Annotated in this window: 20 protein-coding genes; 9 read left to right on the forward strand and 11 right to left on the reverse strand. The window is 59.1% G+C overall.

Annotation, left to right across the window (positions count from 1 at the left end; genetic code table 11):
- Positions 1-73: 73 nt before the first annotated feature.
- From panC to CCGE525_RS12740, 3 genes are all read left to right on the forward strand, one after another.
- The gene (panC, locus tag CCGE525_RS12730) at positions 74-949 is read left to right on the forward strand and encodes a pantoate--beta-alanine ligase (protein ID WP_120704579.1); all 876 of its coding nucleotides are present in this window, start codon (positions 74-76) and stop codon (positions 947-949) included.
- A gap of 1 nt (position 950) precedes the next feature.
- Positions 951-1772, forward strand: coding sequence for a 3-methyl-2-oxobutanoate hydroxymethyltransferase (gene panB / locus CCGE525_RS12735; RefSeq protein WP_120704580.1), 822 nt, complete (start codon positions 951-953; stop codon positions 1770-1772).
- Positions 1773-1855: 83 nt separating this feature from the next.
- Positions 1856-2596: a phosphotransferase family protein gene (locus tag CCGE525_RS12740; protein WP_245472012.1), complete on the forward strand. Its 741-nt coding sequence runs from the start codon at positions 1856-1858 to the stop codon at positions 2594-2596.
- Between the two features lies 1 nt (position 2597).
- Here CCGE525_RS12740 and CCGE525_RS12745 read toward each other — a convergent pair whose 3' ends face one another.
- A complete protein-coding gene (locus CCGE525_RS12745; RefSeq protein ID WP_120704582.1) occupies positions 2598-2867 on the reverse strand; it encodes a DUF2164 domain-containing protein in 270 nt (89 codons plus the stop codon).
- Between the two features lie 139 nt (positions 2868-3006).
- Between CCGE525_RS12745 and CCGE525_RS12750 the strand changes: the two genes are divergently transcribed.
- Together CCGE525_RS12750 and CCGE525_RS12755 are read left to right on the forward strand one after the other, a co-directional pair.
- On the forward strand, positions 3007-3729 hold the full coding sequence (locus tag CCGE525_RS12750; protein ID WP_120704583.1) for an AzlC family ABC transporter permease: 723 nt from the start codon (positions 3007-3009) through the stop codon (positions 3727-3729).
- 2 nt (positions 3730-3731) lie between these two features.
- On the forward strand, positions 3732-4043 hold the full coding sequence (locus CCGE525_RS12755) for an AzlD family protein (RefSeq protein WP_120704584.1): 312 nt from the start codon (positions 3732-3734) through the stop codon (positions 4041-4043).
- Positions 4044-4179: 136 nt separating this feature from the next.
- Here the strand turns inward: CCGE525_RS12755 and CCGE525_RS12760 are convergent, their stop codons facing one another.
- Positions 4180-6015 carry an aminopeptidase P family protein gene (locus CCGE525_RS12760; RefSeq protein WP_120704585.1) on the reverse strand — a complete coding sequence of 612 codons (1836 nt, stop codon included), beginning with the start codon at positions 6013-6015 and terminating at the stop codon, positions 4180-4182.
- 340 nt (positions 6016-6355) lie between these two features.
- On the opposite strand from CCGE525_RS12760, the gene CCGE525_RS38285 reads away from it, so the two are divergent.
- On the forward strand, positions 6356-6496 hold the full coding sequence (locus CCGE525_RS38285) for a hypothetical protein (RefSeq protein WP_162950096.1): 141 nt from the start codon (positions 6356-6358) through the stop codon (positions 6494-6496).
- A 240-nt stretch (positions 6497-6736) separates the two neighbouring features.
- On the opposite strand, the gene CCGE525_RS12765 is transcribed toward CCGE525_RS38285, so the two are convergent.
- From CCGE525_RS12765 to CCGE525_RS12775, 3 genes are read right to left on the reverse strand one after another with little or no spacing between them, the layout of a single operon-like run.
- The gene (locus CCGE525_RS12765) at positions 6737-7615 is read right to left on the reverse strand and encodes a 50S ribosomal protein L11 methyltransferase (RefSeq protein WP_120704586.1); all 879 of its coding nucleotides are present in this window, start codon (positions 7613-7615) and stop codon (positions 6737-6739) included.
- Positions 7616-7636: 21 nt separating this feature from the next.
- Positions 7637-8773: an FAD-dependent oxidoreductase gene (locus CCGE525_RS12770; protein WP_120704587.1), complete on the reverse strand. Its 1137-nt coding sequence runs from the start codon at positions 8771-8773 to the stop codon at positions 7637-7639.
- A gap of 8 nt (positions 8774-8781) precedes the next feature.
- Positions 8782-9384 (reverse strand): SCO family protein, encoded by a 603-nt coding sequence (locus CCGE525_RS12775; RefSeq protein WP_120704588.1) that lies wholly within the window; start codon positions 9382-9384, stop codon positions 8782-8784.
- Positions 9385-9783: 399 nt separating this feature from the next.
- Here CCGE525_RS12775 and CCGE525_RS12780 point away from each other — a divergent pair, with 399 nt between their 5' ends.
- Positions 9784-10248, forward strand: coding sequence for a chemotaxis protein CheW (locus CCGE525_RS12780; protein WP_028752375.1), 465 nt, complete (start codon positions 9784-9786; stop codon positions 10246-10248).
- Positions 10249-10514: 266 nt separating this feature from the next.
- On the opposite strand, the gene CCGE525_RS12785 is transcribed toward CCGE525_RS12780, so the two are convergent.
- The 5 genes from CCGE525_RS12785 to CCGE525_RS12805 all read right to left on the reverse strand — a co-directional run bounded on the left by CCGE525_RS12785 (position 10515) and on the right by CCGE525_RS12805 (position 14275).
- Positions 10515-11009, reverse strand: coding sequence for a CreA family protein (locus CCGE525_RS12785; protein WP_120704589.1), 495 nt, complete (start codon positions 11007-11009; stop codon positions 10515-10517).
- A 107-nt stretch (positions 11010-11116) separates the two neighbouring features.
- Complete coding sequence (locus tag CCGE525_RS12790; RefSeq protein ID WP_120704590.1) at positions 11117-11563, reverse strand: SRPBCC family protein; 447 nt, start codon at positions 11561-11563, stop codon at positions 11117-11119.
- A gap of 52 nt (positions 11564-11615) precedes the next feature.
- Positions 11616-11939: an ArsR/SmtB family transcription factor gene (locus CCGE525_RS12795; RefSeq protein WP_120704591.1), complete on the reverse strand. Its 324-nt coding sequence runs from the start codon at positions 11937-11939 to the stop codon at positions 11616-11618.
- A 119-nt stretch (positions 11940-12058) separates the two neighbouring features.
- Positions 12059-13048: an NAD-dependent epimerase/dehydratase family protein gene (locus CCGE525_RS12800; RefSeq protein WP_120704592.1), complete on the reverse strand. Its 990-nt coding sequence runs from the start codon at positions 13046-13048 to the stop codon at positions 12059-12061.
- A gap of 15 nt (positions 13049-13063) precedes the next feature.
- On the reverse strand, positions 13064-14275 hold the full coding sequence (locus tag CCGE525_RS12805) for a glycosyltransferase family 4 protein (protein WP_120704593.1): 1212 nt from the start codon (positions 14273-14275) through the stop codon (positions 13064-13066).
- Positions 14276-14662: 387 nt separating this feature from the next.
- Here CCGE525_RS12805 and CCGE525_RS12810 point away from each other — a divergent pair, with 387 nt between their 5' ends.
- Positions 14663-15199 (forward strand): GNAT family N-acetyltransferase, encoded by a 537-nt coding sequence (locus CCGE525_RS12810; protein WP_120704594.1) that lies wholly within the window; start codon positions 14663-14665, stop codon positions 15197-15199.
- 44 nt (positions 15200-15243) lie between these two features.
- Here the strand turns inward: CCGE525_RS12810 and ligA are convergent, their stop codons facing one another.
- Positions 15244-17397 carry an NAD-dependent DNA ligase LigA gene (gene ligA, locus CCGE525_RS12815; protein WP_120704595.1) on the reverse strand — a complete coding sequence of 718 codons (2154 nt, stop codon included), beginning with the start codon at positions 17395-17397 and terminating at the stop codon, positions 15244-15246.
- Between the two features lie 376 nt (positions 17398-17773).
- Between ligA and CCGE525_RS12820 the strand changes: the two genes are divergently transcribed.
- Complete coding sequence (locus tag CCGE525_RS12820) at positions 17774-18517, forward strand: CDP-diacylglycerol diphosphatase (RefSeq protein ID WP_120704596.1); 744 nt, start codon at positions 17774-17776, stop codon at positions 18515-18517.
- Positions 18518-18833: the final 316 nt, after the last annotated feature.

Raw genomic sequence — 18833 nt, forward strand, 5'->3', positions numbered from 1 at the left:
AAGGACCCGCCAAATCAAAGGGGCGGGAGACGGAGAGGCGTTGGGCGGCGTCAGTCCGTGGAGGAGTGTCAGCATGGAAACGATCAGCACGATAGCCGCGTTGCGCGAACATCTTGCTTCCCACCGCAGGGCCGGCAAAAGCATCGGCCTGGTGCCGACCATGGGCTATCTGCATGCCGGCCACCTGGAGCTGGTTGCCCGCGCCAGGGCTGAAAACGACATTGTTGTCGTGTCGATCTTCGTCAATCCGCTGCAGTTTGGCGCCAACGAGGATCTTGCAAAATATCCGCGCGATCTCGAGCGCGACAGCGCCTTGCTTCGTGATGGCAAAGTCGATTTTCTCTTCGCTCCAACTGTGGCCGACATGTATCCGCGGCCGATGGCGACGCTCGTCGATGTGCCTAAGCTTGGGATGGAATTGGAGGGCGCGGTTCGCCCCGGCCATTTCTCCGGCGTCGCCACGGTCGTTACCAAGCTTTTCAACATCGTCCAGCCCGACAGCGCCTATTTCGGCGAGAAAGACTATCAGCAGGTGGCGATCATCCGCCGCATGGTGGACGATCTGGCTCAGCCAGTCCGCATCGTCCCGGTTCCGACCGTGCGCGATGCTGATGGCTTGGCGTTGTCCTCGCGCAATGTCTATCTCTCGAAAGAAGAACGCGCCGCAGCCGTCATCGTGCCGAAGGCGCTGGCCGAGGCTGAACGGCTCTATGCTGAAGGTGCCGACGATCCAGCGGCGTTCGAGGCGGCGCTTGGCTCATTCATTGCCAGGGAGCCGCTGGCAACGCCCGAAGTCGTCGCCGTCCGCAATCCCGATACTCTGGAGCCACTGACGAGACTGCAAGGCCAGCCTATCCTCGTCGCCCTCTTCGTCCGCATCGGCACCACCCGCCTGCTGGACAATCGCGTTATTGGTCTCAAGCAGACCGTTAGCGACAAGGCCGCCTGAGATGAGCACCGTTGGACAAACCAAGCGCACCACCCCCGCCCAGATCGAAGCGATGAAGGGCACACGCCCGATCGTCAGCCTGACGGCCTACACGACGCCGATCGCCCGTCTTCTCGACCCGCATTGCGACCTGCTCCTGGTCGGCGATTCCCTCGGCATGGTTCTCTACGGCATGGAATCGACCGTCGGCGTAACATTGGAAATGATGATCGCCCATGGTCAGGGCGTCATGCGCGGCGCAAAAAAAGCCTGCGTCATCGTCGACCTGCCCTTCGGCTCCTATCAGGAATCGAAGGAACAGGCTTTTCGCAATGCGGCGCGCATTTTGAAAGAAACCGGCTGCAACGGCGTTAAGCTGGAGGGCGGTGAAGAAATGGCCGAGACGGTTGCCTTCCTCACCCAACGTGGCGTGCCGGTCTTCGGCCATATTGGACTGATGCCGCAACTGATCAACACCACAGGCGGTTATCGCTCGCTCGGTCGCTCCGACAAGGAAGCTGACAAGATTCGGCGAGATGCAAAAGCAATCGCCGACGCCGGTGCCTTCGCCCTTGTCGTTGAAGGGACGGTCGAGCCACTCGCCCGCGAGATCACCCAATCGATTGCCATCCCCACCGTCGGCATCGGCGCTTCAGCGGCCTGCGACGGCCAGATCCTCGTCTCCGACGATATGCTCGGCCTCTTCAACGATTTCAAACCTCGCTTCGTGAAGCATTTCGCCGAATTGGCGCCGACCGTTTCCAAGGCGGCGGAAGCCTATGCAGCGGAAGTGACGGCGCGGACATTCCCAGGCCCGGAACATACATTCCAGGTCAAAAAGTAGCGGGACGCGCCGCCACATTCGTTGTCCTTCCGATAGAATGCCTTCGGGGCAGCAACCGAAACGAGGCCAGTTCGATGGTTTGTGTGGAACGAGGAAGCCTCCTTGGTACCGGTAAAGAGGCGGAGGTCTATGAAAACGGCCAGTTGGTCCTGAAGCTATATAAGTCATCCAAGACTTCAGCCTTTCGGGAGGCGGCGATCCTCGCAATCCTCGAGGATCTCGGAGTAGACGCCCCAAGGGTGCAGGACGTTGGCGATATCGAGGGCCGCTGGGGCCTGACCATGACGCGAGCCGAAGGCGGCACATTCGGCGAAGCAATTGCCCTGCAGCCGCTGCAGGCGTCGGTCTATCTCAATGCTCTGGTAGCTATGCATCGCAAAATCCACGAACATAGCGGCGTCAGGCTTCCAAGCATAAAATCGCGCTTGGCTCATAACATTGAGAGCGCGGCGCAATTAGAGGAGATCCAGCGGCAGCATCTCTTGTCCGGGCTTCGTCTCCTACCGGACGGCGACAGGCTTTGCCATGGCGATTTTCATCCGTGGAATGTGCTTGGATCTCTTGAGCGCGCGGTCATCGTCGATTGGCTTGACGCCTGCAGCGGAGACCCCCTTGCCGATGTCTGCCGAAGCTACGTTCTCATGCATCACTATGACCATGACCTGGCCGCAGCCTATCTCGATGCCTATGCGGGTACAAACGGCGGGAGCCGTGCGGCTATCCTCGCCTGGCTTCCTTATGTTGCGGCGGCTCGTTTGTCCGAGGGCGTTCCGGATGAGGTCGACAGTTTGATTAGGATGGTCGAGAGCGACACGCCGATCTGAGTCACCGCTTACCCGGCGGTGAATGGCTTACCGCTTCCTTCTCCAACAGATAGATCGCCTCACCGAAATCCTCCATCTTCGTCATCAGCGCCGCATGGGCGTCGCGCAGGCCCTGATTGTAGAAATGCGGGCCGATCTCGCTGGTGAAGAAATCGAACAGGAATTCCGCCGGCAGCGCACCAATCGTCTGGTCGAGTTCGTCGGAAAAATAGTGCTGAATCCGGGCCACGATCGCGGCCTTTTCCTCTTTAGAAAAGCTAATCTTTTTCACGTGTTGCGCTCCGACGTTTACGAGCAAATCCAATCGGCTGGATCAACGAAATCAATTGTCCCATCAAGGAAATTGAATTGCCGACGCTCCACACGCAGCTTACAGGGCGAAAGGTTTTCCATAAAGGACAGAGCGGGAGATGGGTCGCGCGGATTTTTTTGAGGGGTTGAAGGGTGGTATTCCCGTCGGCCTCGCAGCGGCGCCCTTCGGCGCATTGTTTGGCGCCTTGGCGCGCGACCAGGGCATGTCGCTCGGCGAGCTGACCCTGATGAGCGGCACGGTCTATGCCGGCGCCAGCCAGATGGTGGGCATCGATCTTTTCGGCCACAACGTCCAGGCATGGCTGATCGTGCTGTCGATCCTGGCCGTCAATTTTCGCCATGTGCTCTACTCAGCGGCAATCACCCGTTACATCAGGCATTTCTCGCCCGTCCAAAAATTCTTCACCTTCTTTCTGCTGGTCGACCCGCAATTTGCCGATACGGTCAAACGCGGCGAGAGCCGCAAGCCAGTCACCTTTGCCTGGTATCTCGGTTTTGCAGCGATGGTGTATATCCCCTGGGTGGTGCTGAGCTTTGTCGGCGGTCTGCTTGGCAGCCTGATCGGCGATCCCCGGACAATCGGCCTTGATATTCTGCTGCCGGTCTATTTCCTCGGCATCGTCATCGGTTTCCGCAAACGTGACAATTTCCTACCCGTGGTCATCGCCAGCACCGCTGCCTCCGCCATTGCCTACCGCTACGTCGGTTCGCCCTGGCATGTCAGCATCGGCGCCCTTGCCGGCGTTGCCCTTGCCGCCGCGCTGCCGCCGGTCAAGTCGAACCGCAAGCCCGACCTCGCCACCGAAAATCACGAGGTCTGAGCATGACCGATTTCGACCCGCATATGGTCCTGCTGATCTTCGCCGCCGCCGTCGTGACATATCTCACCCGCATCGGCGGCTACATTCTCATCACCAAGATGACGCGCATTCCTCCGCGCGTCGAAGCCGCATTGAATGCCGTGCCGGCTGCCGTGTTAACGACACTCGTCGCACCGGCCTTTTTTATCGGTGGCTGGGATACGAAGGTGGCGATGGCTGCGGCACTGCTAGCAGGCCTGCGCTTCTCACCGACAGTCATGCTGATCACGGGATGGGTCGTCGTGATGGCATGGCGGCACTTTGCCGGGATTTAGAGCAATCTCAGGAAAAGTACGCAGCGGTTTTCCGCCTGAAAATTTCGAAAAAACAACGGGATAGAGCGGTTCTAAGATTCGTGAAAAGCCGAACCGCTCCAATACCTTCTCCCTCGTCGGGAGAAGGTAACTTGCTTCAATGGCTCAATTCCAGCGTCGCGTTCTCCAGCCAGGCCTGAATATCCGGATCGTGGATCAACGGCATCAGCGCCTCCCGGGTCTTGGCGTGGTAGTCGTTCAGCCAGTGCAGCTCATCATGGGTCAGCAGTTCCGGAAGAACGAGACTGCGGTCGATCGGGCAGAACGTCAGCGTTTCAAAACCAAGCATCGGCATATCACCGCCTTCGATCTCTTCCGGATCGCGGATATAGATCAGGTTCTCGATGCGAATGCCGAAATGGCCGGGACGATAGTAGCCGGGCTCGTTCGACAGGATCATGCCGGGCAGCAGTTCCTGCGTCGATAGCCGCGAGATGCGCTGCGGGCCCTCATGCACGGAAAGGTAGGAGCCGACGCCATGGCCCGTGCCATGGGCGAAGTCGACGCCGGCTTTCCACAGAGCGATGCGCGCCAACGGGTCCAGATCGCAGCCGCGCGAACCTTTGGGGAAACGCGCCGTGCTGATGGCGATCATGCCCTTCAGCACTAGTGTGAACAGGCGCTTCTGCTCTTCGGAGACCGCGCCAATTCCCACCGTGCGGGTGATGTCGGTGGTGCCATTGATATATTGCGCGCCGGAATCGATCAGAAACAGCTCGCCGGCTTGAATCAGCCGATCAGTCTCCGTCGTCACGCGATAGTGCATGATCGCCGCATGCTCGCCGGCACCGGCAATGGTGTCGAAGGAGATATCCTTCAGCGGGTTCTGCATGCTCTGGCCGACGCGCGCGCGGCTTGCCTCCAACCGCTGGGCGGCGGCTATTTCCGTGATAGTGCCAGGCTTGCTGCTTTCCAGCCAATAAAGGAATTCGACCATGGCGGCGCCGTCCTGCAGATGAGCGGCGGCTGAGCCGTTGATTTCTGCGGCATTCTTGCACGCCCGCGGCAGCCGGGCCGGATCGGTGCCCTCCACCACCTCGCCGCCCTCGCGACGGATGATATCCGTCAGCGCGTAGGAGGCTAGATCGGGATCGACCAAAATGCGCCCGCCATTTGCGGAGGCTATGGCCAGTTGCTTGACGAAATCGGAAGGCGGCAACTGCGTGCAGATCTGCGCCAGATAGGCCTCCGCCTCGACCTTGGTCTTGCGCTTGTCAAGGAAAAGCTGTGCCTCGCCGTCGGCATAGATGATGGCACGGGCAAGAGGATGCGGCGTATGGGGCACGTCGTTACCGCGAATATTGAAGGTCCACGCGACTGAAGACGGATCGGTGATCAGCGCCGCCTTGAGGTTCTTTGCCTTCAGATCGACCGCCATGGTTGCCAGCTTGTCTTTGGCTAACACACCGGCTTGCGCGATATCCTGGATGATGACGGCACCCAGCGGCTCGGCCGGCCGGTCGCTCCAGAGCTTGTCGAGCGGGTTATGCGGCAGGAAGATGAGCTTGCCTCCGATTTCCGCCAGCGCCTTTTCCAGCCGCCGGACTTCAGCGCCGGTATGCAGCCACGGATCGATGCCGAGTTTGAAACCTTTAGGCGCATGGCGCGGCAACCACACATGCGGCGGCTCGTCGACCAGATCGCCGCCGGTGAAGACGGATCCGTCCACCTGCTCGGCAAGCTGCGTCACATAGCGGCCATCGACGAAAACCACGGCTTGAGACTGTGTCACAAGTGCAACACCCGCCGAGCCAGTGAATCCCGTCAGCCAAGCCAAACGCTCCGAACACTTGGGCACATACTCGCCCTGATATTCATCGGCGCGGGGTACCAGGAAGCCATCTATGCCGAGATCGCCGAAGGCTGCGCGTAGACCGGCGACGCGTTCGCGGCCGAATTGCGGGGTGGAGGTGACATCGAAAGACTGGAACATGGCTTAATCCGAAATTGATCGAGAATCCGCGAAACTGAGTGCTGACAGCATGTTAGAGCATGATCCCGTGAAGTGCGAAACGATTTTCGGACCGGATTACGCGCTATTGATCCGATAGCGAGCTCCAGTCGAGGAACACACAAATGAAGCGAGTCGCGCGTTAACGAATTCGCCCATTTCGTGAGCAGCCGGTGCGGATTGTGACATCATCACGGCACATAATATGCATGAACTGCATAGCTCCCATGAAGCATGCCCCCTGCCACGCAGGAGTGCGAGTCGCTATATCGGCCGCATCAAACGGGGTTCACAGCGAACCCACTCGAAAAGGACTATGACAATGACTATCTCTCGCTCCGCATATGTTAGCCCGGCGCTGGCAGGCGAGCGTCGCACCGTACGCCACTCCATCGGCGCGCTTCGTCAGCTCGAGGTCGAAACGTCGAAGGCAATCGGCGCAAACCGTGGCGGTCGCCACTAACAGTTACAAAGCTACGCGTTCGTATTGGATCGCGGTCCGGAACTCCTCCTCCCTCCCCGGCTCGCATCCAGAACGGTAGAGCCCGCTTGAGCACTCCTCCACACGCTCGCGGGCAAGATCGGTCAAATACCGATCTGCAAGGCGGTGCTTCGGCACCGCCTTTTGCATTTTGAACGCATACTAAACTCCCCTCTCCCCGCGTTGGGCAAGGGTGAGGGGCAAAGAGCCTGGCGAAGGATCTTAAGGCCGGTCGAGATGGATCGTGACCCAGCCGTTGCGCCAGATGGTGCGCACATGGCGCATCCTCGCACCATTGTAGGCCGCCAGCACCTTCCAGCGTTGCGCGGCGAGGATGCCGGAAAGAATCACTGAGCCACCGGGAGCGAGATGGGCGACCAGTTGCGGCGCCATCCTGATCAGTGGCCGAGCAAGAATATTGGCGATGATCAGATCGAAAGGCCCGTGGCGGGAAAAAGCTGTCGAATGAAAGCCAGGCGCCGTCTCCAGAGCGATACCGGAGGCAATGCCGTTGCGACGGACGTTTTCGCGGGCGACGCGGACGGCGACCGGATCGATATCGGTAGCGAGAACCGGAATATTGCGCAGTTTGCGCACGCCGATCGCCAGCACGCCGCTGCCGGTGCCGAGATCAAGCGCATTGCGCACCCGCCGGCTGGCGAGCACTTTTTCGATCGTCTCCAGGCAGCCCGCCGTCGTACCGTGATGACCCGTCCCGAAAGCTTGGCCGGCATCAATCTCGATGGCGATATCGCTAGGCCCCACCTTGTCGCGGTCATGCGAGCCGTGCACCAGGAAGCGCCCTGCCCGAACCGGCTTCAATCCCTCCAGCGACTTGGCGATCCAATCGACATCGGGAATGACTTCCCTTTCGATGACGAGCTCCGGAAAAGCCGGCTTCAGAACGTTCGCAAAACGGGCGCGAACCTCATCTTCGTCGTCTGCGTAGAGATAAATAGAAGCTTCCCAGATATCCTTCTTCTCATCGATCTCGGTGGTAGCAATCGGCAATTCTTCGTCTTCGAACACCGGCGTCATCAGATCGAGAATCTGTTCGGCCTTCTTCTCGGTCGTCGTCACATAGAGGCGGATTTCACTCAAGTCTTTGGTCTCTCTTAATTCTTATTCGGCCCAATCGATCCATGGCGGCCTTGGCGTGTCATAGCCGGAAATACTATGAAGCAGCTGGCGCCGCACCGGTCCAAAACGCAGAAGCAACGGTGCGAACAGATTGCGCGCGGCAATCGCCAGCGGATTTCTCATCGTGACCAGGCGGGTCAGGCCATAGGTCTGCTTCAGCACCTGTTTCACGGCTGGAATTCTGAGCGCCGAATACTCCTGTTCGCGGCCTTCCGCAATGAGCCAGGCGAGCCAGCAGGCATCCTCTATGCCGAGATTCATGCCGCGGGCTCCCGCCGGGGAATGAATATGGGCCGCATCACCCGCCAGGAACACGTTGCCCTTGGCCATCGGCTCGACATGGCGGAAATGGATACGGAACTGCGAGACCCAGGTCTTTTCGACAATCGCCTCGGGATGAACGATGCGGCTTTCGAAATCCTCCAATGTCGAGATGTAACGCAGCACATCGGCGGACACCGGCAAACGTCCGAGCATGCCGGGATCGCAAAGTGTGATCTCGGCAAAATGCGCATCCACCGGTTTCACATACCGAAAATCGGCGAGATAGAAATAAGCCTCCAGCGCCTCGCCGGGAAAACCGGCGCCAAGTGCCTTACGAACGGCCGAATGCGCACCGTCAGCCCCGACGAGGATGTCGGGGCGAACCGTTTCCGTGGTCCTGTCCAAGCGCCGCAGCGTCACCTCCGGCTTCAGAGGATCGGCGATTGTTTCCGGCTCGACCGCCGTTTGCCACTCGGGCGAAATGCCGTAATCCGCTAGCGCTTCGATCAACAACCGCTCGGTTGCTCCCTGCGCCAAGCCATGAATAGCACAAAAACGGCCCGGCAACCGCCGCGTATCGACATTGGCAAGAACCTTCGCTCCGGAACGGAGGCGGAAATGGGCAATCGGCTGAGCGGCTGCAACAATATGATCGGTAACACCAGCGGCCGAAAGCAGCGTCAATGTCCGGGCATTGATACCGAGAGCCCGGCTCTCCTCCAGGGGCGCCGGCCCTTGGCCATCATCGACGATGCGTGGGACAAAGCCGCGGCGAGCAAGTTCCAGGGCCGCAGTCAGGCCAACCGGGCCTGCACCTGCAATCAGGATGGATTTGGCCTTCGCCCCGTCCCCCATCGGCGCTCCTATCCCTTTTTGATGAGGTTCTCCAGTTTCTTGACCGCCATGTCCGGGTCTTCCTGATAGGCGATCGTGCCCGCGAAACGACCGGCAGAATCAAGCAGGAAGACCGAGGCAGTGTGGTCCATGGTATAATCACCATTCGGGTCCTTCTCGTCGAGCGGAACTTTCTTGGCGTAGACCCTGAAGCCCTTGACCATATCCATCACCTTGTCGGGATCACCCGAAATGCCGGTAATGCGGCTCGATACGTTGGAGACATACTGGTTCATGATCGCCGGCGTATCGCGCTCCGGATCGACAGTGACGAAATAAGCGTTGAGCTTCGTTCCGTCGGGATCGACCTTCTGCATCCAGCCGTTCAACTCGAACAAGGTCGTCGGGCAGACATCAGGACAATGCGTATAGCCAAAGAACAGCGCCGCCGGTTTGCCGCGAAGTGCCTGGTCGCTGATCGGCTGGCCATTCTGCGCAACCAGCGTGAACGGCACCCCGTATGGGCCTGCACTCGCGACGTCCGGCGACCGGGTGATCCCAAAGCTCAACCAGCCCAACAGCCCGGCCACAATCACCACGGCTATCCAGACAACAATCCGTACGGTCTTCATCGCTGCTTTCCTCACCACCCACCGCGGCTCGATATATGGGCGGCGGGCATCATTGCGTGGGTGTAGCCGGTTGAAGTGGAGGAGGCAATTCAAGAAGATGTTTTTGGGCCTACAAGCCCGAACCAAGCGCAAAGATACGGAATCAGGGCCGGTGTTAAACCAATCCTAACCACTCCGCGCCAACATCAAAAACACAGAGGCGAAGTCCGACTCGCCGGCCGCCCAATATGCGGCAGACCGATCTTCTTTCAGAAGGGCATGACGCCCGCCGGAGCAGCGAAGCGTTTTTCAAACGCCAAAGCCACCGGATGCTGCCGCAGCCACGAGCCGCCCCAGCCGATCCCTTTTTTCAATCACTACCGCCGCCTGCCGCCGGCGCCAAACGGGAAGTTCTTGACCATGACGAATGCCATCAAACAATCGGGCGCCTATCTGGAGATCGTCTCCTTCCATCTCGGCGACCAGGAATTCTGCATCGACATCATGGCCATCCGCGAAATCCGCGGTTGGGCGCCCGTGACACCGATGCCGCATACGCCGCCCTATGTGCTTGGCCTCATCAACCTGCGCGGCGCGGTGATTCCGGTCATCGACATGGCCTGCCGCCTCGGCATGAAGATGACCGAACCGTCCGAACGCTCCGCCATCATCGTCACCGATATCGCCGGCAAACTCGTCGGCCTGCTGGTCGAGCAGGTCTCCGACATGATGAGCATCAAGAGCGAAGATCTTCAGCCGCCGCCGGAAATCATCCCGGAAGCACAGCGCGCCTTCTGCCGTGGTATCGTGGCGCTGGAAAAGACCATGGTCTGCTTCCTGAACCTCGACACCGTCATCGCAGACGAGCTGGCGCAGGCAGCCTGATTTCCGGAAAATGCAATAAACCAAAATCGCCCTGGAGCAGCAGCTTCAGGGCGATTGTGTTTGTAAGACCGACGTCGGCAGGGGTGTTGCCGGTGCGCCAGTCGCGCAGGCCGTGAACAGATGGAAGCAGCGCCTCCACGTTCGTCCCTAGAACTGCACCAAAACGGTGCAGTCCGAAAGCGACCGGGAGGTATTCAGTAACCAAACGGCAGGACTTTTTTTGGTACAAACCCCTTGACGATTGCAGATGCGGTATCCCGGTAATCCTATTTGGGTTTACCGTTCTTCCAGGTGACGCTTTGACCGAACAGCGGAACGGTCGAGATCGCCATTTTCGCCGAACCGTCGGTCAATTCGCGCGAATGGACGAGATAGATCAGCGTGTCATTTTTCTTGTCATAGATTCGGTTGACCACCAGCTTCTTCCAGATCAGCGACAAGCCGGCGCGAAACACCTCCTCACCACTCTCTGACAGGCTGATGTTGCCAATCTCGATCGGCCCGGTCTGGCGGCAGGCAATGGAGTTGTTGGAGGGGTCCTCGAACCAGTTGCCATTCTTCAGCCGGTCGATCACGCTGCGGTCAAAATAGGTGACATGGCAGGTGACTCCGGACACTTCCGGGTCAGGCACGGCGTCGACCAGAATGTCGTTGCCGGTCCAATCCACCCCAACCTTGCCGACAATCTCGGCTGAAGCGGAGACAGGCGCCAGTGCCAGGAGCGACGTGGCAATGGCGGCATGCAATTTCAATGAACACATCGAACATCCTCCAACATCGCCGCCGGTCGAGCAGCGGCACCGCTAAGGTAAGATGGCGGTCCGAGGATGCAAGGAGGTCGGGGCGCGACACAGACGCCCCGCAATGCTCACCTGATTTCTTTCAACACGACCTCGCCTGTCTCCAGAAGCGATTTGAGGTTGGATAGAATTTTCGGCCAACCGCCAGAGACGGCGCCGATGAATTTTGCGCCTTCTAGTTCCATCGTATGGGTGACCGTAAGTTTTACCGAGTCATCCACCGGCTCGATATCAATCACGCAACGCGACCAGCCCTCGGCCTTCAACTCGGGCATGAATTCGTTGCGCCATTTGATGGCCAGCCGCTTCGGCGGATCGAATTCCGCGATCTCGCCGGTGTCGGTGACCCGACCGTCCGGATAAATCATCCTCCATGGTGAGCCGACCTTCCAATCGGTCTCGTGCAGGATGTTGAACCAATATTTCTTGATGAATTCCGGCGTTGTCAAAGCCGACCAGACCTTCTCGGGCGTGGTGCGGATATAGGTGACATAAACAAAACTGCTTCCGGTCATGACATTTCTCCTCCTGTTAGGGTGGTTGCTGTTCACCGTGATCTGGCAACCGCTATTGGCCGCCATCGCCCTCCAGAGCTTTCTTGAGAGCGGAAAGAGCACTCAATTGCCGACGCTCGAATTTGTTGATCCAGCGTTCGGCAATGTGGTTGATCGGTACGGGATTGATGAAATGCAGCTTCTCCCGGCCCTGCCATTGCACGGACACGAGGTTCGCCTCCTCCAGGATGGCAAGATGCTTCGCCACCGCTTGGCGCGTCATCTCCAGCCCCTGGCAGAGTTCGCCGAGCGTCTGGCCGTTCTGCTCGTACAGCCTGTCCAGCAATTGCCGCCGGCTTGCATCCGCCAAAGCTCGAAAAACCGCATCGTCGTTCATATCAAACACGGAACCATTTAGTTGCCTATTAATGACCTTATAGGCAACTATTTGGTTGCATGTCAAGCGACATGTTCAGAGGCCGCAGCGGGAAACCGGTCAAGGCAGAGTTTTGGTCGTCAGATGGCGATGGCGTATTGCTCCTGCTCCATGCGCAGATGATCGAGCATTCGCGCAATTCCCTCCTCCAGACTGACGCGTGGGGAGAGCCCGTAAGAGCGCTGCAGGGCAGTATCGCCACAGCGATAGAAAACGCCCTCGGGGCGATCGCAGCGGCCGTTCACGACAGGATTCCAGCCAATTTGCCGGGCGATAATTCCCGCCAGCTCCATAAAGGAGGTAGCCCTCCCGGTCGAAAGGTTGAGGCTGGCACCATCTGGCAGGAGCTCCTTGGTTTTCCAGATGAAATCGATACAGTCATCGATATGGATAAAGTCCCGGCATTGCCGGCCGGAACCCCAGACGAAGACTTCCCTAGCACCTCTTTCCTCAAGCAGACGACGACAAATGGCCGGAAAGGGATAGGCGAGATCCTGATCCTCACCATAGCCGCTGAACGGCCGATAGGCGATGGCCCGGCTGCCATAGCGCTCGACATAGAGCTTCATAAGATATTCGCCGGTCAATTTCGCCCATCCATAGCTGAGATCGGGTACGCCGATGGCGGCGTCGAAAGAAATCATATCTTCCGAAAGCAGCCGATGGCTCGCGACCGTCTGCAGCGAGACGGGATAGGCCGCACTGGAACTGAAGAATACGACGCAGCCGGGTTTGGCGCGTGCCGCCCATTTCCACAATTCCGTATCGACTGCCAGATCCTCGGCAACGTCGAGCGTGCGGGCCTCCAGCGTCACACGGCCGCCGACCAGCGCCGCGAGATGGAAAACATAATCGAAATGTTCCACAGGGCGGAAAAAGAAAGTACGGCAGTCCTCCTCGAAAAAGGTGAAGCGCGATCCGGGAAACCGCTGCCAGACATCGGGATGCCGAGCCCCCGTCCCTTCCACCAGTTGGTCGACGCAGACGATATCCAAGCCTTCGGCCAAAAGTCGCCTGATCAGATGCCTCCCAACAAAACCACAGCCCCCCGTTACCAAAGCCCGCGCCATGTTATTGCCCCCTTTTCAATGAGCGAAGAAGCCGCTCCTGCCTGTATAGATATCGACCATGCGCCGACCCCATTCTGCTTTGCTGGGTGCAATCCGCTGGCCAAGCGCTAACGCGCCTTCGCATAGTTTCTGCATCAATCTGTCGTCATCGGTGCTCGCCAGGCGCTCCGCCAGCGAGCCGGCATCGCCGCTTCTAAAGACCAGCCCGGCGCCGTTCCGCTCTACTTCGGCGGCGATCAGCGCATTGCTGCTGACGATGACGGGAATGCCGGACATCAGTGCCTCGGCGGCCACAAGTCCGTAGGGTTCGGGCATGCGGGATGGCATGATGAAGACGCGCGCTTCCCCCGCCAGCGTCGTGACCTCTTCGTCGGCCAGCCAGCCCGGTACCCAACAATGCGGCAACGCTCGCTGCATTTCGTCGAGCAGCGGTCCGCGGCCGATCAGCGTCGCCGTTCGCCCAGTCTTGTTCAACGCGTCGGCGAGCGTGCGAACGCCCTTTTCCCAGCACATACGCCCCAAGAAGACGGTACGGCGGTTGCGCCAGGCCTCCACGGGAACCGGCGTCAGGGGCTCGGTTGGCGTGCGCAAGGTCAGAAAATGTTGCAGTGGACCGGAGCGCAGATAGGCCTCCATGCTCTCGTGAGCGAGTACGATGCCGACGCGGCTCCAGAATTCTTCGCCGACGCCGCGTTGTGTCAGCGTGCGGCGAAAGCGCCAGAGTTTGTGGAGATAGTTGCGCTTGTCGCAATTGGTCGCAAGACACTCCGCCGACAGCGGACGGACATTACAGACCGTACCACTTTGGAAATTGATCAGTCCTCCGTTCGGACAACTCAGGAAGAAATCGTGCGCGGTGATGATGACCTTGGCCTTGTGTTTGGCGAGGGCATAGAAGATCGATGGCGAGAGAATCTGCGACCAGCCGTGCACATGGACGATGGTCTCTTCATCGGTTTCCTTCAACAGCGCATCCAGCGCCTCGTAGGCGCGCTTGTTGTAGTTTTTCTCGAATACGTCGGTGAAAGTAGGGCCGTCGCGCAGCGGTCGTTCGCCAAGTGCGACCGTGCGGATGCCCGCAAAACGCGGCTTCAGCCCCTCGCCGTCATCGCCGACCAGGACGGCGCAATTCAGCCCGGCCTGCCTGCTCGCTTCGATGCATTGCAACGCCACTTTGGTCGCGCCGCCGCGAATGATCGAGACATCGTTGACAAGTATTAGACGCATAGAACCCGACACTCACCAACAGCATTTGCGTGGGGCCAGACGAAAGGGATTCGCCTTTTACATCATGCCCCTGGCGGTATTCAGCGGCCTGTTGAGGTCAGAAAACAATTCATCCTTTCGTATTAAGGCGAGCGGTCGCACGGCACGCGCGAGTAGGCTTGCAACCCCTGTTACTTCCGTTAGGGGAGTTGACTTCTGGAAAAAAACTCTGAAAGTTCAGCCCATGATCGCAAACTGTGCCATCGTGATGCATCTTCTCACCACCTCGCCCCTTGCAGGGAGAGTGGGAGCAGCGTTGCGTTAAGCTGACTGCGATCCCCTTCAACCCTGCCGAGGCGAGCAGGGTTTGAAGGCTCTGCTCTCCTCTTGAACCTTAAGGAGAGCAACATGAATTCCGAATCACAAGATCCAGACGAACGACGATTGCGAAAACCGGGCGGGTGCGAAATCCGCGCTGCGCGGCCATCCGACGCCGAGGCGGTAGCCCTCATCGCCAATCTGCCCGGCTACCGCGCCGGCACGCTGCGCCTGCCCTTTCAGAGCGTTGAAGAAACCCGGCAACGGCTGGAAAAGCCCGCATCCGATTCGGTCAATCTCGTTGCTGTGCTCAACGGGCAAGTCGTCGGCAATGCCGGCATGCGCCGCCATTCGGGTCGACAGATTCACACCGGCCACCTCGGCATGGGGGTCCACGACGACTTTACCGGCCGCGGCATCGGCTCGGCGCTGCTTGCCGCTCTCGTCGACGCCGCCGACAATTGGCTGGCGATCAAACGCCTGGAATTGACCGTTTATGTCGACAACGAACCTGCGATCCGGCTTTACGAAAAATTCGGTTTCGAGACCGAGGGCAGGCTTAGAGCCTTTGCATTTCGTAACGGCGAATACGTCGATGCGTTCACGATGGCACGCGTGAGAGTCTAAGTCTAAAAGCGACGCGCGGCGATCCTTCGATCCGCCGCCGTCGATCATCCCCCGATCAACGCCAGCCACTCGTCCTCGGTCATGACTTGCACGTTGAATTCCCGCGCCTTGTCCAGCTTCGAACCCGCACCCGGTCCTGCGACGACGATGTCGGTCTTTTTCGAAACCGAGCCGGAAACCTTGGCGCCGAGACTTTCGGCCTTGGCCTTGGCTTCGTCGCGAGTGAATTTCTCGAGCGAGCCGGTGAAGACCACCGTCTTGCCGACGACGGGGCTGCCCGATGTGGTTGGCTGCTCCGCCTCCTGCGGCCGCACTTCTTCAAGCAGCTTCGAGATCACGGCGATGTTGCGCGGTTCCTTGTAGAACTCGACGATGGCGCGCGCCACGACTTCGCCGATCCCTTCGATATTGTTGAGCTCGTTCCATGCGTCTCCCGCAAGAGGCGCCGCCTCCTTCATCGCCGCCTCGAAGGCGTCGTAGTTGCCGTAGGAGCGGGCCAGCAGCTTTGCCGTCGTCTCGCCGACATGGCGGATGCCGAGCGCGAAGATGAAGCGGTGCAAAGCGATATCGCGCCGCTCGTTGATGGCCGCATAGAGCTTCGAAACGCTGACTTTACCGAAGCCGTCGATATTCTCCAGTTTGGTAAGCGAGGACTGTTGGCGCCTCTCCAATGTGAATATATCGGGCGCGGTGCGCACCTGCAGCGCCGGATCCTCGTTCTCGAAGAAGAAATCGATCTGCTTTGAGCCCAGGCCCTCGATGTCGAGAGCATTGCGCGACACGAAGTGTTTCAGATGTTCCGTGGCCTGCGCCCGGCAGATAAAGCCGCCGGTGCAGCGCGTCACCGCATCGACCTTGCCGGTCTTTTCGTTGATATCGCGCACCGCATGGCTGCCGCAGACAGGACAAACCCTAGGAAATTCGTAAGGAACGCTTGACGCTTCCCGCTTCTCCAGCACGACATCGACGATCTGCGGAATGACGTCGCCAGCGCGCTGCACGATCACCATGTCGCCGACCCGGATATCGCGGCCATCGCGGATCGGCTCGCCCTTGTTGCCGATGCCCTTGATGTAGTCGGCATTATGCAGGGTCGCATTGGTCACCACGACGCCGCCGACGGTAATCGGCTCCAACCGCGCGACAGGCGTCAAAGCGCCCGTGCGGCCCACCTGTATATCGATGCCCATCAGCCGGGTGAATGCCTGCTCCGCCGGGAATTTATGCGCCGTCGCCCAGCGTGGCGAACGAGAACGGAAACCAAGTCGAGCCTGCAGTTCGAGGCTGTCGACCTTGTAGACGACACCATCGATATCATAATCGAGGTCCGGACGCTGGAGGCCGATTTCGTCATAATGCGCGAGAATGTCGGCCACCGAATTCAGCCGCTTCATCAGCGGATTGACCGGAAAGCCCCATTTCCCGAATGTCTGCACCATGCCGAACTGGGTGTCGGCAGGCATGTCTGATATCTCTCCCCAGGCGTAGGCGAAGAATTTCAACTTGCGGCTGGCCGTGATCTTCGGGTCGAGCTGGCGCAGCGAGCCGGCCGCGGTGTTGCGCGGATTGACATAGGTCTGCTTCCCTTCCGCCTCCATCTGCGCGTTCAGCGCCAGGAAATCGCTCTTGGCCATATAGACCTCGCCGCGCACTTCCACGACCGCGGGGGCGCCGGCAGGCAAGGTCTGCGGGATTTCCTTGATGGTGCGGATATTGGCGGTGACGTTTTCACCGGTGGTGCCGTCGCCGCGCGTCGCGGCGTTCACCATCCGGCCATTCTCATAGCGGATCGACATGGAAAGCCCATCGATCTTCGGCTCAGCGGTGAAGGCGATCGACTGATCCGGCAACCGGCCAAGGAAACGATACACGCCGGCGACGAAATCCTGCACGTCTTCCTGCGAAAACGTATTGTCGAGCGACAGCATCGGTCTTGCGTGCACGACGGGTGCAAAGGTTTCGGACGGTGCAGCGCCAACCCGACGTGACGGGCTGTCGGCACGAATCAACGCGGGGAAACGCGCTTCGATGGCATCGTTGCGCCGCTTTAGCGCGTCATACTCGGCATCCGAAATCTGAGGCGCGTCCTTGCCGTGATAAAGCGCATCATTTCGCGCAATCTCGGCGGCCAGATAAGCCAGCGCCGCGGCCGCTTCCTCTTCGCTCAAATCCTCGACGGGCTTCTGTTCGCTGCTCATGAATCTACACTCCCCGATTTCGGAGATGTTTTAGAGCACTTCCCCGAAAAGTGCGAAGCGGTTTTCCGTCCGGAACACGTAAAAACAAAGAGAAAAATCTGGAATCCGGCGGCGGACGCGAACAACCGTGATGGTCGCGTTCACGGCAACTTTCCGCGACAAGCGGTCATTCACGGTGTTACAAATTCTACATCGCCCGCTTGGCCAGACAAAGATTTTACAAATATCAATACTCCGACAGCCGCAACAGCAATCTCCGTCGAACTCTTAAGGTCGGCGGATCTTCCGCGGCTATTGCAAGGGATTTAAGGTAAGGTATCAAGAGAGCCAGCTTTTCGGAAATGATTGGCTCGTCAGCGAAAATTTGGAATCACGCGTGAAATATCGTCCTGCCGTTCTCTCTATTTCTCTCATTATTGCAGTCATAATCATGAGCTCATTCGTCAGCCGCTCTGCTTTGGGGCTGGTCGTTAGAGCCTGCGAGGTTAACTCTACCCTGACAGGATCGCCGTATCCGTGCCTCAAAATAGTCGAGGCGCAGGATCCGCTGTCTTCCTACGCCGTTCTTCGCGAGGCCACCGACAAAGAGCGCACCATTCTTGCGCCACTAGCCGATGTACCCGGCATCGAAGACCCCCGCCTTCTGGCTGCGGGAGCGCCGAATTATTTCGACGCAGCGTGGAGAGAGCAATCAGCCACAATCGGCCTGCGCACATCGAAGGGTTCGCCACAGGATTTTGCGCTGGCAATAAACGCCGCCAGTTGGCGCACCCAGGATCGGCTTCATATCCACATGGGATGCGAGACGCCTCGCTTTCGCGCTCTTCTGAAGACCCATGCGACAGAAATTGGAAGCGGCCGGTTTACAAAGTTGAGGACCAACGCCGGTTGGTGGGCAACATTCCAGGCAGCCGATGATCTCTCGAATTTGAACCCGTTGAAGCTTGTCGCAGACGGTTTGGATGGAGCCCGCTCAAATATGAAAGACGTGGTGGTTGGCGTCTTTGGCTCCACATTGCCGGACGGGCAGCATGGCTTCTATATTTTGGCGAGAATAGTCGGAGCAAACAAATTCCGCGGATCCGCGGAGGATATGATTGATCCTAAGTGCCAACCCTAGAGCGGTCCGCTTCGGTGAAGGTTTTTCGATGCGGGCCGCGGTGTGACGGTGGCGGCTGGGCGTGTGTCGGCCCGCGTTGAAAAACCTTCCAAGGAGGAGGCCTGCGGGGGCTGGGTGGAGCGCCTATGGGGAAAGCGTGCGGCTGCGGTTTTCTGAGGTGGCTATCGGTGGGAGCGTCGGGTGCAAGCGGGTTGCCCCGAAGGCTTGCAATGACGCGATCGGGGTTGGGGTGCTCCTCTTTCGTAGGCCTCGCATCGGCGGTTTTGCAGTGTGCGGCGTTGCCTGGCGCAAATCGGCGCCACCCCGGAATGCATCG

The organism is Rhizobium jaguaris, from assembly GCF_003627755.1.
GTDB lineage: Bacteria > Pseudomonadota > Alphaproteobacteria > Rhizobiales > Rhizobiaceae > Rhizobium > Rhizobium jaguaris.